14 protein-coding genes are annotated in these 13692 nt (G+C 68.5%); 12 read left to right on the top strand and 2 right to left on the bottom strand.

Annotated features, from left to right (window positions below; genetic code table 11):
• The 4 genes from OG817_RS09485 to OG817_RS09500 are packed head-to-tail and all read left to right on the top strand — an operon-like array spanning nucleotide 1 to nucleotide 3034.
• Nucleotides 1–939, top strand: coding sequence for an acetamidase/formamidase family protein (locus tag OG817_RS09485; protein WP_406053311.1), 939 nt, complete (start codon nucleotides 1–3; stop codon nucleotides 937–939).
• The gene (locus tag OG817_RS09490; protein WP_406053312.1) at nucleotides 939–1943 is read left to right on the top strand and encodes an alpha/beta fold hydrolase; all 1005 of its coding nucleotides are present in this window, start codon (nucleotides 939–941) and stop codon (nucleotides 1941–1943) included. The genes OG817_RS09485 and OG817_RS09490 overlap by 1 nt, the downstream gene beginning before the upstream one ends.
• Nucleotides 1944–1953: 10 nt before the next feature.
• A complete protein-coding gene (locus tag OG817_RS09495; RefSeq protein WP_393382053.1) occupies nucleotides 1954–2886 on the top strand; it encodes a proline iminopeptidase-family hydrolase in 933 nt (310 codons plus the stop codon).
• Between the two features lie 10 nt (nucleotides 2887–2896).
• Entirely contained in the window at nucleotides 2897–3034 is a 138-nt protein-coding gene (locus OG817_RS09500; protein ID WP_406053313.1) for a hypothetical protein, read from the top strand.
• Here OG817_RS09500 and OG817_RS09505 read toward each other — a convergent pair.
• Entirely contained in the window at nucleotides 3031–3702 is a 672-nt protein-coding gene (locus tag OG817_RS09505) for a class I SAM-dependent methyltransferase (RefSeq protein WP_406053314.1), read from the bottom strand. The two genes, OG817_RS09500 and OG817_RS09505, sit on opposite strands and share 4 nt — an antisense overlap.
• Nucleotides 3703–3770: 68 nt before the next feature.
• On the opposite strand from OG817_RS09505, the gene OG817_RS09510 reads away from it, so the two are divergent.
• The 5 genes from OG817_RS09510 to OG817_RS09530 all read left to right on the top strand — a co-directional run bounded on the left by OG817_RS09510 (nucleotide 3771) and on the right by OG817_RS09530 (nucleotide 8809).
• The gene (locus tag OG817_RS09510; RefSeq protein ID WP_406053315.1) at nucleotides 3771–4229 is read left to right on the top strand and encodes a helix-turn-helix transcriptional regulator; all 459 of its coding nucleotides are present in this window, start codon (nucleotides 3771–3773) and stop codon (nucleotides 4227–4229) included.
• Nucleotides 4226–4654, top strand: a complete 429-nt coding sequence (locus tag OG817_RS09515) for a VOC family protein (RefSeq protein ID WP_406053316.1) — start codon at nucleotides 4226–4228, stop codon at nucleotides 4652–4654. Before OG817_RS09510 ends, OG817_RS09515 begins: the two co-directional genes overlap by 4 nt.
• Before the next feature lie 52 nt (nucleotides 4655–4706).
• A complete protein-coding gene (locus tag OG817_RS09520) occupies nucleotides 4707–5060 on the top strand; it encodes a GntR family transcriptional regulator (RefSeq protein WP_360443925.1) in 354 nt (117 codons plus the stop codon).
• A 38-nt stretch (nucleotides 5061–5098) separates the two neighbouring features.
• A complete protein-coding gene (locus OG817_RS09525; RefSeq protein WP_406053317.1) occupies nucleotides 5099–6529 on the top strand; it encodes a DUF2252 domain-containing protein in 1431 nt (476 codons plus the stop codon).
• Nucleotides 6530–6787: 258 nt separating this feature from the next.
• A complete protein-coding gene (locus tag OG817_RS09530; protein ID WP_406053318.1) occupies nucleotides 6788–8809 on the top strand; it encodes a GxGYxYP domain-containing protein in 2022 nt (673 codons plus the stop codon).
• Between the two features lie 59 nt (nucleotides 8810–8868).
• Here the strand turns inward: OG817_RS09530 and OG817_RS09535 are convergent, their stop codons facing one another.
• On the bottom strand, nucleotides 8869–9471 hold the full coding sequence (locus OG817_RS09535; protein ID WP_406053319.1) for a hypothetical protein: 603 nt from the start codon (nucleotides 9469–9471) through the stop codon (nucleotides 8869–8871).
• Nucleotides 9472–9576: 105 nt separating this feature from the next.
• Between OG817_RS09535 and OG817_RS09540 the strand changes: the two genes are divergently transcribed.
• From OG817_RS09540 to OG817_RS09550, 3 genes are all read left to right on the top strand, one after another.
• A complete protein-coding gene (locus OG817_RS09540) occupies nucleotides 9577–10380 on the top strand; it encodes a GNAT family N-acetyltransferase (protein WP_406053320.1) in 804 nt (267 codons plus the stop codon).
• Between the two features lie 69 nt (nucleotides 10381–10449).
• The gene (gene secA2 / locus OG817_RS09545; RefSeq protein WP_406053321.1) at nucleotides 10450–12933 is read left to right on the top strand and encodes an accessory Sec system translocase SecA2; all 2484 of its coding nucleotides are present in this window, start codon (nucleotides 10450–10452) and stop codon (nucleotides 12931–12933) included.
• Between the two features lie 99 nt (nucleotides 12934–13032).
• Complete coding sequence (locus tag OG817_RS09550; protein ID WP_406053322.1) at nucleotides 13033–13677, top strand: VC0807 family protein; 645 nt, start codon at nucleotides 13033–13035, stop codon at nucleotides 13675–13677.
• The last annotated feature ends 15 nt before the right edge of the window (nucleotides 13678–13692 follow it).

Genomic DNA, 13692 nt, shown 5'->3' on the forward strand with positions numbered 1-13692 from the left:
ATGACCATCCACGACACCACCCACAGACTCGACCCCACCCCGCGGACGACGGTCGACGTGTTCACCGCCGAACGTGCACCGGTGCTGACCGTCGACCCGGGCGACACCCTCGTCGTACGGTCGCTGGACGCCTCCGGCTACCTCGAGCCGCAGACCACGCCCGGGGAGAAGCAGCCGACGATGTTCGCCGAGTCGCGCGGGCACTGCCTGACCGGCCCGATCGCGGTGCGGGGTGCGCGGCCGGGCGACCTGCTGGCAGTGCGGCTCCTGTCGCTGACCCCGGATCCGTGGGGCTGGACCGTCGCCGGTGCGCTCGAGTCCCCGATCACCGAACGACTCGGGATCACCGGGCAGCCGCCGTCCTGGCTGCTGTGGGATCTGGACGCCGAGGCCGGCACGGGGATCTGCAACGCCGGCTTCAGCCGGCAACTGGCGCCCTTTCTGGGCGTGATCGGCGTTGCTCCGCGGGCCACCGGCGAGCACTCGACCATCCCGCCCCGCACGGTCGGTGGCGGCAACATCGACTGCAAGGAACTCGTCGCCGGGTCGACGCTCTACCTGCCGCTCGCCGTCGCCGAGGCGATGCTCAGCCTCGGCGACGGGCACGCGGCCCAGGGCGACGGCGAGGTCGGCGGGACCGCTATCGAGTGCCCGATGACCACCACCTTGGCGCTGGACCTGGTCCGCGAGCCGCCGCCGCTGCGGTCGATCCACGCGGAAACCCCGGCGGGACGGATCACCTTCGGCTTCGACCCCGATCTCGACGTCGCGATGGGCGACGCGCTGGACGCGATGGTGTGCTGGCTGGAGGTGATCCTCGACGTGGACAAGAGCACCGCCCTGGCCCTTGCCAGCACCGCCGTCGATCTCAGGATCACCCAGGTCGCGAACCAGACTTGGGGCGTGCATGCCGTGCTGCCGACCGGAGTACTGGTGTGATGGCCTGGCCGGTGGAGACCGGGCTGTTCGCGCTGGGGGACCTGCCGGTGGAACGCGGCGGCGTGATCCGCGACGCCGGGCTGGCCTGGCAGACGCACGGCACGCTGGCGCCGAGCCGGGACAACGTGATCGTCTATCCCTGCAGCTACGGCGCGACGCACGAGACGCAGGACTGGCTGATCGGGCCCGACGGGGTGCTCGACCCGGAGCGCTGGTTCGTGGTGATTCCGGACATGTTCGGCAACGGGTTGTCGTCGAGCCCGTCCACCGATCCGGACTACCCCTCGCTGGTGACGATGGCGGACAACGTGCACGCGCAGTACCGGCTACTCACCGAGGCGTTCGGCATCACCCAGGCGCACGCGGCGTACGGGTTCTCGATGGGCGCCGGCCAGGCCTACCACTGGGCGGCGCTCTACCCTGACTTCGTCCAGCGGGCCATCGTCGTGTGCGGCAGCGCCCGTACGTCGCTGCACAACCGGGTCTTCTTGTCCGGGCTGCTCCGCATCCTGGAGGCGGCCCCGGAACACCTCGGCGACGGGCGGTTCGGCGCGGAGCCGGTCGCGGCGAAGAGGGCCTTCGCGCACGTGTACGCCGGCTGGGGGCTGAGCCAGGACTTCTATCGCGCCCGGCTGTTCGAGACCCTCGGCTTCGCCGACCTGGACACCTTCCTGCAGGTTGACTGGGTCGACCGGTTCGCGGAGGGACGCGCGGCCGATCAGTACGCCCAGGCCCTGACCTGGCTGGCGGCCGACATCAGCACACCGTACGACAGTGACCTGGACGCCGCGCTGGCGGCGATCACCGCCCGGGTCCTGCTGGTGCCTTCGGCAACCGATCTCTACTTCCGGACGGCGGACAACGAGCTGGAGCTGGCCGCGTTGCGCAAGGCGGAGCTGGCCGAGATCCCGAGCGTGTGGGGTCACCGGGCCGGATCACCGCGCGACATCCCGGACGACCTCGCCTTCCTCCGCCGGCACGTACGCGGCTGGCTCGCCGACTGAAAGGACCACCATGAGCATCGCCGACTCGTCTTACCGCATCCTGCCGCCCACGCTGGACGGGCGGATCCCGTTCGCCGACGGTGAGACCTGGTTCCGCGTCACCGGTGACCTGTCCAGTGGCGTTACGCCGCTGGTCGTCGCGCACGGCGGTCCCGGCGCCACGCACCAGTATCTGCTGTCGCTGACCGCATTTGCGGATCCAGATGGGCCTGCGCGGCCGGTCGTGCACTACGACCAGTTGGGCTGCGGGAACTCGACGCACTTGCCCGACGCCGACCCGTCGTACTGGACCGTCGAACTGTTTCTGACCGAGCTGGAGAACCTGGTCGCGCTGCTCGGGATCGCCGACAACTACCACTTGCTGGGACAGTCGTGGGGCGGCATGCTCGCCGCGGAACACGCCGTACGGCGTCCTGCCGGGCTGAGACGGCTCGTCATCGCGAACTCGCCGGCGTCGATGCCGTTGTGGCTGGAGGCGGCCGCCTCATTGCGGGCCGGACTCCCTCCGGTGATCGACCAGACCCTCCGGTCGCACGAGGAGGCCGGGACCACGGACTCCCCGGAGTACGAGGCCGCGATGACGACGTTCTACGACCGGCACGTCTGCCGGGTGGTGCCGAACCCGCCCGAGGTGCGCGCGGCGTTCGCGGCACTGGAGGAGGACCCGACGGTCTACCACACGATGAACGGGCCGAGTGAGTTCCACGTGGTCGGCAGTCTGCGCGACTGGAGCATCGTGGACCGGCTGGCGAACATCGACGTGCCGACGCTGGTGATCTCAGGGGTGTACGACGAGGCGGCACCGGTCACCGTGATTCCGTACGCGAAGCTGATCCCGGACGTCCGCTGGGAAGTGTTCGAGTACTCCAGCCACATGCCGCACATCGAGGAGCACAGCCGGTACGTCTCGATGGTCGAGTCCTTCCTGCGCGGCCGGGACTGACTCGAGAGGCTTGAGCTCGACCGGAGTTGGGAGGAAACTGGCGGCGATCGGCTACCCGGCCGGCGCGGAGGACCAGCGGCGCTGCGACTCGTTCAAGAACGCGATCCGCTACCTCACCGGCTCCGTCCCGGGCGGCGGCCTCGGCTAAGGGCGGCGCGCTCGGACCCAGGTCTTGTCGGGGGTGAGGTAGTCGGCCAGTGTCAGCCCAGCTTCGGTCAGCTGGGCCGACAGCTGGTCGTCGCTGAGGTTCTGGGTCAGGATGCGCTGCGACCAGGAGCGGTCGCCGATGGTGTGGGTCAGCGTTGCCGCCTGGCGGTTGCCGGGGAGTTCCTCGACGTCGGAGACGACCAGGCGGCGGTGCTCGTTCTCCATCACGGTGGTACCACGAATCATCCCGGGGATCTGCTGCTGGAGCAGAACCGCTCCGCGCGGGCGGACGTGGTGGGCGCAAGTGCGCAGGAGGCGCAGGCGTTCGTCGTCATCGGCGACGTTGATCAAATACGACATCATCAGCACCACGTCGAAGTGGCGGTCCAGCCGGAGGTCGCCGATCGTCGAGCAGATCGTCTCGGTCTCGGTCACACGCGCGACCATGTCCGGCGACTCGTCGACTGCGACCACCTGATGCCCGAGGGCGAGCAGTGGCCGGGTGATCCGCCCGGTGCCGCAGCCGAGCTCGAGGATGCTGCTGCCCGGTTCCATCGCGGCGTTGATCAATTCGTCCTCACCGTGCGCCGGTGTGGCCTCGTAGAGTTCGATTGCACTGCCGTCCGGTGTGTGCGGCCCAGGTCCGGTCCCGCCTTGTCCGACTCTCATGCAGGCCAGCTTCACGAATCGGCCGGTAGTCTCCAAACCTTCGGTCCACACCGAAAGAAGGGGGAGCGATGCGGCCCGTCGTACCGGTGGAGCTGCTGGCGCATCTGCGCCGTGCCCGGGATGTTGCCGATCGCAACTATGCCGAGCCGCTCGACCTGGCTGGGCTGGCGGCCGCCGCAGGCGTGTCGAAGTACCACTTCCTGCGGTGTTTCGCGGCCGAGTACGGCGAGACGCCGATGCAGTACGTCACCCGCCGGCGGATCGAGCGGGCCACCGATCTGTTGCGGGCGACCAACCTGACCGTGACCGAGGTGTGCGGCCTGGTCGGGTACAGCAGCCTGGGTTCGTTCTCGCAGCGGTTCACCGAGCTGGTCGGGATGACGCCGACGCAGTACCAGCGGACCCGGACGGGTCCGCGCATCCCAGGCTGCTTCGTGTTCATGCTCGGACTGAACTCCGCAATTCCGGAGAAGCACGCCGGGGCTGCCGAAGCCTACCGTCGTACCAACGACGAGGAGGAACAGTGATCACCAACGTCAGTTTGGTCACGGTCTACGTCAATGACATCGACGAGGCGAAGGCGTTCTACACCGACAAGCTCGGGTTCGTGGTGGGGGACGACATCACGCTCAGCGAGGACTTCCGGTGGTGCACGGTGCACCAGGCCGACCACCCCGAGCTCGAGCTGGCGCTGATGCTGCCCGGGCCGCCGATGGACTCCGAGTCCGCGGATTCGATCCGCCGGATCATGGCCAAGGGCTCCATGCACGGGTTCGGCATGGCCACCGACGACTGCCACAAGACCTTCGCCGAGCTGGTTGCCAACGGCGTCGAGTACCTCCAGGAGCCGTCCGATCGCCCGTACGGCGTGGAGGCGGTACTGCGCGACAACTCCGGCAACTGGCTGGTCCTGGTGGAGCAGAGGCCCTACACCGCGACGGACTTCACTTGACCTCGAGTCTTTGTCTCAATACATTTGATACAAAGACTCGAGGGGGCAGCAGATGATCATCACGGTCGACCCGGGCGCGGCCAAACCGCCGTACGAACAGGTGAAGGACCAGATCGACGGGCTGATCCGGGCCGGTCAGCTGGCGCAGGGTACGCGGTTGCCGACGGTCCGGCAGCTGGCGGGTGATCTTGGGCTGGCGGTGAACACGGTGGCGCGGGCGTACAAGGAGCTCGAGGCCGATCGTCTGGTCGAGACCCGCGGCCGGAACGGCACCTTCGTCCTCGCCTCCCGCAGCCGAGTCGACGACGAAGAAACCCGTGCCGCCGCCACCGTCTTCGCCCGAGCCGCCCACCGAGCCGGCCTCAGCCAGGCTGAAGCCACCGAAATCCTCCACCGAGCCTGGTAAACGGACCGTCGCAGCCGCGGATGTGGCAGTGTGGAGGTATGGGTGGGGGTGGGCTGGGTACCGCGGGTGCCGCGGTTCCCGGAGTGCAGGAGCGGAAGGCCGATGGCCGGGCCGCCCGTCGGCGGGTGTCGCGTCGTTCGCACGGTGACTGGGAACCGGCGCTCGATCGGCCGGATCCGCTCGACATTCTTCAGGCCCAGGCCGCTACCCGGGATCCGGTGCTGGTTCCGGTGCGTTACGGCAGGATGCTGGCCTCGCCGTTCGCATTCTTCCGCGGCGGCCCGGGGATCATGGCGAACGACCTGGCCGGTACGCCGAGCAGCGGCATCACCGTCCAGGTGTGCGGCGACGCCCACCTGGTCAACTTCGGCTTGTTCGGAACACCGGAGCGCGACCTCGTCTTCGACGTCAACGACTTCGACGAAACCCTGCCCGGCCCGTGGGAATGGGACATGAAACGGCTTGCGGCCAGCGTCGCCGTCGCCGCCCGGCAGAACGGCTTCACGCTGAAGCAGCAGCGCCAAGCGGCTCGCGACACGGTCCGCGAGTACCGCGAAGCCATGATCACGTTCGCCGAGCTGGCGACCCTCGACCTGTGGTACCTGCACCTGTCGTCCGCGCAGCTGAGCAACATCATCGGCCGCCTCGAAACGGAGTTCGGGACCACGGCGCCGAAGTTGACCCCCGCCAGGCTGGACAAGGTGTTCGCCAAGGCGAAGTCGCACGACAACCTGCGTGCGTTCGCCAAGCTCTGCGTGCGCAGCGGCGCCGGGGTACAGTTGGCCAGCCACCCGCCGCTACTCCTCCCGATCCGCCAGTTGTTCGCCGCGGCGGACGCAGACCGAGTCGCCGCCGGCATTCGGGAGGCCGTCGACGACTTCCGGCACACGCTCGCCGACGACCGCCGGGCATTGTTCGACCAGTTCGAGATCGTCGACATGGCGCGCAAGGTTGTCGGTGTCGGCAGCGTGGGCACCCGCTGCTACGTCGTACTGCTCCGCGGCAAGGGGGCCCATGACGTGCTGTTCCTCCAGGTCAAGCAAGCCGAGGCCAGCGTCCTGGAGCCGTACGTCGCCGCCAGCGAGTTCCCGCACCACGGCCGGCGCGTGGTCGACGGACAACGGCTCCTGCAGTCCCTTCCCGATATCTTCCTGGGCTGGACGACCGGACCGCGGGGCTTCGACTACTACGTGCGCCAACTGTGGGACATGAAAGGCTCGATCGACCCCGCCAAGCTCACCCCCGGCGGCCTCGGCGTGTACGGCGGGATGTGCGGCTGGACCCTCGCCCGCGCCCACGGCCGGGGAGGCGACGAGATCGCCATCGCCGGCTACCTCGGCAAGTCCGAGGTCTTCGACGAGGCCATCGCCGACTTCGCCCTCACCTACGCCGACATCAACGCCCGCGACCACAGCCGCCTCGCCGCAGCAGTAGACGCCGGCACCATCCCCACCACCCCCGAAACCTGACTTGTCGGTTGTGGGAGCCGCCTCCGAGTCTCCGCACGGGTCGCCGGCAGCGTACCGGGTACGCGCGTGGGCCGATCATCGGAAACTTCTCGTCGCTGGGTGCACTTTTGTTTCCGAAGATCGTTCGGGCAACACGGTCTGTCGGAAACGATTCCAGATTCTTGCGGGAACGGTGTAGTGAGCTCTGTACACAGTGTCGTGGGGTTGCTACTGTCCCGCCTGATTTGACATCGATGTCAACGACAGGGAGTGGTCACGATGGTGTCGAGACGAACGTTCCTGGCGGGCAGCGGTGCAGTGACCGCGGGTGGGTTCGGACTGGTTCCGGGCCTCGCATCCAGCGCACATGCTGCGACTTCATCGACGTCCGGCAGCCCCGCTCGGCTGCTGCCGGTGTTCAGCCGCCCGAACCACCTGGATTACGGCGACGTCAGCAAACTCAGCGGTGGTGACCAGACATTGCTGACAACGTTGCAAGGCGTCGTCAACCGTACCGAGCCCGAGCTGTACTTCCTTTACGACACGGGCACCATGAGCACGCCGGACGCCAAGTGGCTGACCGACATGCACTTGCCCACCAAGCTGTACAAGAACCCGCTGGACCTGGTCGCCAAGTACCGCAACCGCGTCCGCGGTGCGATCGTGTACGACTCCGCCGTACCCGACTCGCTCAACGTCGCCACAACCCTGGCCGGCTTGGAGAATGCCGTCGTCGCCGACGCGGACCAGGTCAACGCGCACGGGCTGCGGATCGTGAAGGACCTGCGCGGGATGTTCGACGAGGACCGGGTGAAGACCTACCGGTGGCAGCTCGACAACCTGTTCCCGCGGGTCACCCACAAGCTGCTCGCCGGCCTGCCACCGACCAGGGTGGTCCCGGTCGAGAACGTCCAGTGGACGGAGATCGCCCGCGAGACCGAGCAGATCCGGGACTCGTCGAACAAGGGCAACTACGACCTCGACGTCTCGGCCAAGCTCGGCAAGGAGGCCGTGTTCGTCCGGTTCCAGGACTCGTTCACCGACGACGGCTGGGGCCCGTCGGTCTCCGAGGTCACGGTCAAGGCGAACGGCACCGAGATCGCGCACTTCCTGCCCGGTACGCCGGAGGAGGAGCCGTACCTGTTCGACGGTGTCCACTCGTCGATCGGTGGGGACGCCAACCGCTTCAGTGACGGCGGCGGCTACTTCATCTACCGGTTCGAACCACCGGCCGGTACGACGTCCCTGGTGGTGACCGTGACGATGTGGAACCAGTACCTGGTCACGGCCACCGATACTTCGCCCACCCGCATCGAGCCGTTCCCGTACTTCCGCGACTACGTGGTGGCCACCAAAGCCCTGGTGAGCTGGCTGCCACCGGCCGGTGAGACCGGCGAACTGCTCATCGAGCACTTCGCCAAGTGGCCGACGCTCGCGCCGTACATGGGCTGGTTCGCCAACGACGTGTCGGGCGAGTGGGACGGCGTCGACCTCGCCTCGCAAGGTGGTTCGCCCGTCATCGCGGCGGACTTCTACATGAACGGCACCGTGCACTCCGGGTTCACGGCGCCGATCTCGGACAAGGTCCGGCCGATCCGGCGGATCAGCAAGCCGCAGAACAAGGTCTACCTGACACTGACGTTCGGTGAGGGCGACAACATCCAGTACTGCCAGCGCCACATGCGTGACCTGTGGGACGACCCGAAGCGGGGCGAGGCGCCGGCCAACTGGACGATCAGCCCGCTGCTCGCAGAGACCGGGCCCGGGTTGTTCAGCTACTTCCAGCGGACCGCGACCGCCAACGACCTCCTGGTCTGCGGCCCGTCGGGCGCGGGCTACACCTACCCGGGATCATGGGCGGCCGATCAGTTCCCGCAGTACCTGCAGCTGACCGGCTCGATGCTGCGGACCACCGGGATGGACCTGGTGTACTCGTACAGCAGCCGCGAGAACGACAAGTGGATCCTGCTCTCGGAGGAGATCGCCAGTGGATTCGCGAAGTACACCCCGCTGAAGGGGATCATGCAGACCTGGGACGGCGATCTGCTGGCGGTCCGTCAGGGCGGTCTGCCGATCGTCGGGCAGTGGGGTGCACCGGGCAAGGCAGGGGAGTACAAGGCCGCGCTGGACGCCCGGGTCGCCCAGTGGGACGGCGCGAGTCCGCTGTTCATCTCCGGCGGGATCAACGCGTGGTCGTGGACCCCGTCGGACATTTCGGAGTTGGCCGCTCTGCTCGGCGATCCGTACGAACTGGTTCTGGCGAACGCCTTCTTCGACCTGCTCAACCGCGTGCTGGTGTAGCCGAACGCGACGCGGTCGCCCGGGAGGAGAATCCGGGCGACCGCTGGGGTGGGGGTCTGTTACCAGTGGTGTGCGACGTCGAGCACGACTCGGGTGCTGGACCCGGGGCCGGCCAGCGTGAAGACGCGGAACGGGAGCCTGGCGCGGACGCCGACGCCGATCGTGGTCTGCCCCTCGAAGCTGCCGGCGATCGCGACCTGACGGAAGGTGCTGTAGCCCGCCACGTTGGACAGCTCGCGTGGCTTGGCCGGGGTGTACGTCGGACGACCGGCTGCGTCGTACGCCGGAGCGCGGACGACGAACTGCAGCTTCGCGCCACCGCGCAGCGGGACGAGGGCGCCCTCGCCGTCGGTGTAGACGTTCGGGACGTAGCGGACGTCGTACCCGGCCACGCGGCCGCGGATGTCGACGACGAGCCGGTCGTAGCAGGCGTGCCGTCCGGTGCGGACGGCGGTGACAGGTGCCTGCGTCATCCTGCTGTTTGCCTCGGGCAACGATCCCCAGCCGCTCGGGCAGGACGGGAGAGCGACGGCTGCGGCCGAGGTGGTGCGGGGGGCGGAGGCCGAGTTGATGACGGCGGGTGCGGCGATCGCGGCCGCGGGGATCGCCATGACGGCGACTGCGGCAAGGATCGTCTTGCGAGTGATGCGGTGGATGTTCATGATGTGTTCCCCCCTTTGAGGACACTTACTTGGACGAGACCAGTGGCCAACTGGTTGGCTTTCGAGCCTGGTGATTTCAGGTAGTCGATCGGGCACTATGTGCGGATGACCCCCGATGAGCTGCTCGACGTGTTCCACCGCCGGATCCGCCTGCCGGACGCGGACACCATCCCCGGCTGGAAGCAGGAGCACGACGGTCTGGTGCACCGGTCGTACGTCGAGGGGCCGGACGGCGCCGGGTTCGTCGAGACGCCGCGCGGCCTGGGCGAGGATCCGGACGCGGTGATCGCCGGCCAGGTGGAGTTCTTCCGCGAGCGCAGCCTGCCGTTCGAGTGGAAGACGTACGCGTACGACGAGCCGGCCGACCTCGGTGACCGGCTGGCCCGGGCAGGGTTCGTCAAGGGTGAGCCGGAGACGCTCATCCTCGGCGAGGTGGACCGGGTCCTGCAGCGGCCGTCCGCGTTGCCGTCGAAGGTGCGGTTGCGGGAGGCCGACGGTCCGGGCGACTACCACCGGATCGCGGTACTGATGGACACGCTGTGGCACAACGGGCTCGAGCGGATCGAGGAGCGGCTCGCGGCCGAGGCGCGGATGTTCCCGGATCGGTTGTCGGTGTTCCTGGTCGAGGACGCCCTGAAGGGACCGGACGGACCGGCGCTGACCGCGGCGTGGGTTCGGTTCCATCCGGGCACCGGGTTCGCCAGCCTCTGGGGCGGCGGGACCTTGCCGGAGTGGCGACGGCAGGGGCTCTACAGCGCGGTCCTCGCGCACCGGGCGCGGCTGGCGAAGGAGCGCGGCTACGAATTCCTGCGGGTGGACGCGTCCGAGGATTCCCGCCCGATCCTGCAGAAGCTGGGTCTGTACGGCGTCACGACGACCACGCCGTACGAGTGGGAACCAGCTAGCTGACGGCGCCGGGAGCTGACACCCGGGGGTGTGCTACGGAACGACGGCGCGACGCTGTACGTTGCGGTCATCATGGCACTGAAAATCGCGTCACGTTTCCGTCGGCTGCTGCAGCGCCCCGGTTCGATCGATCTCGGCCCGTACGAGCGGCTCACCCAGCTGGTCGGTGAGGCGGAGGAATCCGTCCTGGCTCTGACCGACGAGGAGCTCACCGAGGCGGTCGGCGAACTGCGGACGACCGGTGGACTGCACGAGGACGAGCAGATCGAGTTCCTCGCGCTGGCCCGGGACGCGGGCAACCGGGCGATCGGCGAGCGGGCGTTCGACGGCCAGGTCGTCGGCGCGCTGGCGATGCTGCAGGGCCGCGTGGTGGAGATGGCCACCGGTGAGGGCAAGACGCTGGCCGGTGCGATCGCCGCCGCCGGATACGCGATCGGCGGCCGCAAGGTCCAGATCCTCGCGGTGAACGACTACCTGGCCCGCCGCGACGCCGACTGGATGGGCCCGGTGTACGAGCTGCTCGGGGTCACCGTGTCGCACATCGGCCAGGCGTCCACGCCGGACGAACGGCGTACGGCGTACGAGGCGGAGGTCTGCTACGTCCCGGTGAGCGAGGTCGGGTTCGACGTACTGCGGGACCGCCTCGTGAACGACGTCGCCGACCGGGTCACGGCCGAGCTGGACGTGGCGCTCGTGGACGAGGCCGACTCGGTGCTGATCGACGAGGCCCGGGTGCCACTGGTGCTGGCCGGTGCGACCCGGACCGAGGAGCTCGACGAGGACGTCGTCCAGCTGGTCCGGACGCTGCGCGCCGGGGTCGACTACGAGATCGACGGCGACGGCCGGACGGTAGCGCTGACGGACAAGGGCACCGACAAGGTCGAGGCGGCGCTCGAGGGGATCAACCTGTACGAGGACGACAACCTCGACCGGCTGACCCAGATCAACGTCGCGCTGCACGCCGAGGTGCTGCTGCGCAAGGACGTCGACTACCTGGTCCGCGACGGCAAGGTCAGCCTGATCAACAACAACCGCGGCCGGATCGCCAAGCTGCAGCGCTGGCCCGACGGCCTGCAGGCCGCGGTCGAGGCCAAGGAGGCCGTGCCGGTCAGCGACTCCGGTGAGGTGCTGGACAGCATCACCGTGCAGGCCCTGGTCAAGGGCTACAAGACTCTGTGCGGCATGACCGGTACGGCGGTTGTCGTCGGGGAGTCGCTGCAGGAGTTCTACGAGGTCGACGTGGCCGTCGTACCGCCGAACAAGCCGAACATCCGGGTCGACGATCCGGACCGGCTGTATCTGACGGTCGAGCAGAAGAACGTGGCGCTGGTCGAGCACATCGCCGAAGTACACGAGGCCGGCCGGCCGATCCTGATCGGCACCCACAGCGTCGAGGAGTCGGAGCAACTGAGCGACCGGCTCGAGGCGGCCGAGATCCCGCACGTCGTACTGAACGCGAAGAACGACGCCGAGGAAGCGGCGATCATCGCCGAGGCCGGCGTACCCGGGACGGTGACCGTGTCCACCCAGATGGCGGGTCGCGGAACCGACATCCGGCTCGGCGGCCGGGACGAGTCGCACGACAAGGACAAGGCCATCGAGCTCGGCGGCCTGTACGTCGTCGGCACCGGCCTGCACGCGTCGCGACGGCTGGACGACCAGCTACGCGGCCGCGCCGGACGCCAGGGCGACCCGGGCGGATCGCTGTTCTTCGCCAGCCTCGCCGACGAGCTCGTCACCCGGTACTCGGTTTCGTCCGGTCTGCGGCCGCACCCCGACGACACCGGTCGGCTCACCGACCGCAAGTCGCTCGGCGTCCTCGAGCACGCGCAGCGGGTCGCGGACGGCGCCAACGCGGAACTGCACCGCACCACCTGGTCGTACCACCGGCTCACCGGGCAGCAGCGCGCCATCCTGCTCGACACCCGCGAGAAGGTGCTCACCGAGGACCTCGCCGCCACCGAGCTGGCCGAGAAGGCCAAGGAGCGGTACGACGAACTCGTCGAAGAGGTCGGCGAGGACACGGTCAAGGACGCGGCCCGGCGGATCGCGCTGCACCACCTGGACCGGCGCTGGACCGACCACCTGGCGTACCTGGCCGACCTGCGCGAAGGCATCCACCTGCGGTCGCTGGCCGGCGGCATCGTGCACCTGAAGCCGATCGACGAGTTCAACAAGTCGGCGATCGCGTCGTTCGACACGCTGATCGCGGACTCGTGGACCGACGCGGTCGAGACGTTCAAGACGGCTGAGATCACGTCGGAGGGGCTGGACGAGGCGGCGTCGGGCGTGCCGCGGCCCACAGCGACCTGGACGTATCTGATCAACGACAACCCGTTCGGCACCGAGGCGGACCGGATCCTCGGGCGGCTTCGGAACGCGATCAAGCCCGAGTCCGTGGCTGAGGCCGAGGAGATCCTTCCGGAGGAGTTCGACGAGGACGAACTCCCGGAGGAGTTGCGGGACGCGGACGACGAGGCCGATGACGACGAGCTGCCCGAGGAACTGCGGGACGCCGACGACGAGGAAGACCACCCCAAGGACAGCAAGAAGTAGCGGGCCCCCGACTTTGGTCTAGGGGGTGGTCCGAAGGGCTCGGTAGGGGCAGCCGTCGGCCCGATGCCGGGTGGTGGACCCCTGGGCGAGTCTCGGGTCATGTCCTCCCGGTCCGGCAGCCCGTGGCTCCTCGTTCTCGATATCGCGATCCCAGTTGCGCTGTTCTACGGCCTGCGAGCTGCAGGCGTGAGCAACGTGACCGCGCTGCTGATCAGCACCGTGCCGGCGTTGGTCAGTTCGATTGCCTCGCTCGTACGCCAACGCCGTGCCGACCTGGTGGGTACGGCGGTGATCTTCAGCCTGGTCGGGAGCGCGGTCGTGGCGTGGCTGGGTGGGGATGCTCGCGTCCTGCTCGTGCGCGGGGCCTGGATCAGTCTTCCGTTCGCAGGCGTGACGCTGTGGTCGCTCAGGCATCCTCAGCCGCTCTGCTACACCTTCACCCGGGCGATCATGCCGAGGCGGGCGGCCATCATGGACCGCCTGTACGACGAGGACCCGCGCTTCCGGCTCGCCTGGCGGCGGATCACGGTGCTCTGGGGGATCTTCTCGATCGTCGACGCGGTGATCCGGGTCGTGCTCACGTACACGCTGCCGCTGTCCGTCGTACCGGCGCTGGAGCCGGTGATCACGGTGGCCACCATCGTGGCTCTGCAGATCCCGACCCATGTGCTGCTTCGGCGCAGCGGGACCATTCACCTGGTCTTCGGCCCGCGGCGATTCGTGGACCAGGCGGAGCGCTCCTGACCTCGACCGATCCGA

It is taken from the genome of Kribbella sp. NBC_00889, assembly GCF_045207705.1.
Classification (GTDB): Bacteria; Actinomycetota; Actinomycetes; order Propionibacteriales; family Kribbellaceae; genus Kribbella.

Coding starts and splice junctions, on each gene's coding strand:
- OG817_RS09485 (WP_406053311.1), top strand. CDS start 1: ATGACCATCCACGACACCACCCACAGACTCGACCCCACCCCGCGGACG.
- OG817_RS09490 (WP_406053312.1), top strand. CDS start 939: ATGGCCTGGCCGGTGGAGACCGGGCTGTTCGCGCTGGGGGACCTGCCG.
- OG817_RS09495 (WP_393382053.1), top strand. CDS start 1,954: ATGAGCATCGCCGACTCGTCTTACCGCATCCTGCCGCCCACGCTGGAC.
- OG817_RS09505 (WP_406053314.1), bottom strand. CDS start 3,702: ATGAGAGTCGGACAAGGCGGGACCGGACCTGGGCCGCACACACCGGAC.
- OG817_RS09510 (WP_406053315.1), top strand. CDS start 3,771: ATGCGGCCCGTCGTACCGGTGGAGCTGCTGGCGCATCTGCGCCGTGCC.
- OG817_RS09520 (WP_360443925.1), top strand. CDS start 4,707: ATGATCATCACGGTCGACCCGGGCGCGGCCAAACCGCCGTACGAACAG.
- OG817_RS09525 (WP_406053317.1), top strand. CDS start 5,099: ATGGGTGGGGGTGGGCTGGGTACCGCGGGTGCCGCGGTTCCCGGAGTG.
- OG817_RS09530 (WP_406053318.1), top strand. CDS start 6,788: ATGGTGTCGAGACGAACGTTCCTGGCGGGCAGCGGTGCAGTGACCGCG.
- OG817_RS09535 (WP_406053319.1), bottom strand. CDS start 9,471: ATGAACATCCACCGCATCACTCGCAAGACGATCCTTGCCGCAGTCGCC.
- OG817_RS09540 (WP_406053320.1), top strand. CDS start 9,577: ATGACCCCCGATGAGCTGCTCGACGTGTTCCACCGCCGGATCCGCCTG.
- secA2 (WP_406053321.1), top strand. CDS start 10,450: ATGGCACTGAAAATCGCGTCACGTTTCCGTCGGCTGCTGCAGCGCCCC.
- OG817_RS09550 (WP_406053322.1), top strand. CDS start 13,033: ATGTCCTCCCGGTCCGGCAGCCCGTGGCTCCTCGTTCTCGATATCGCG.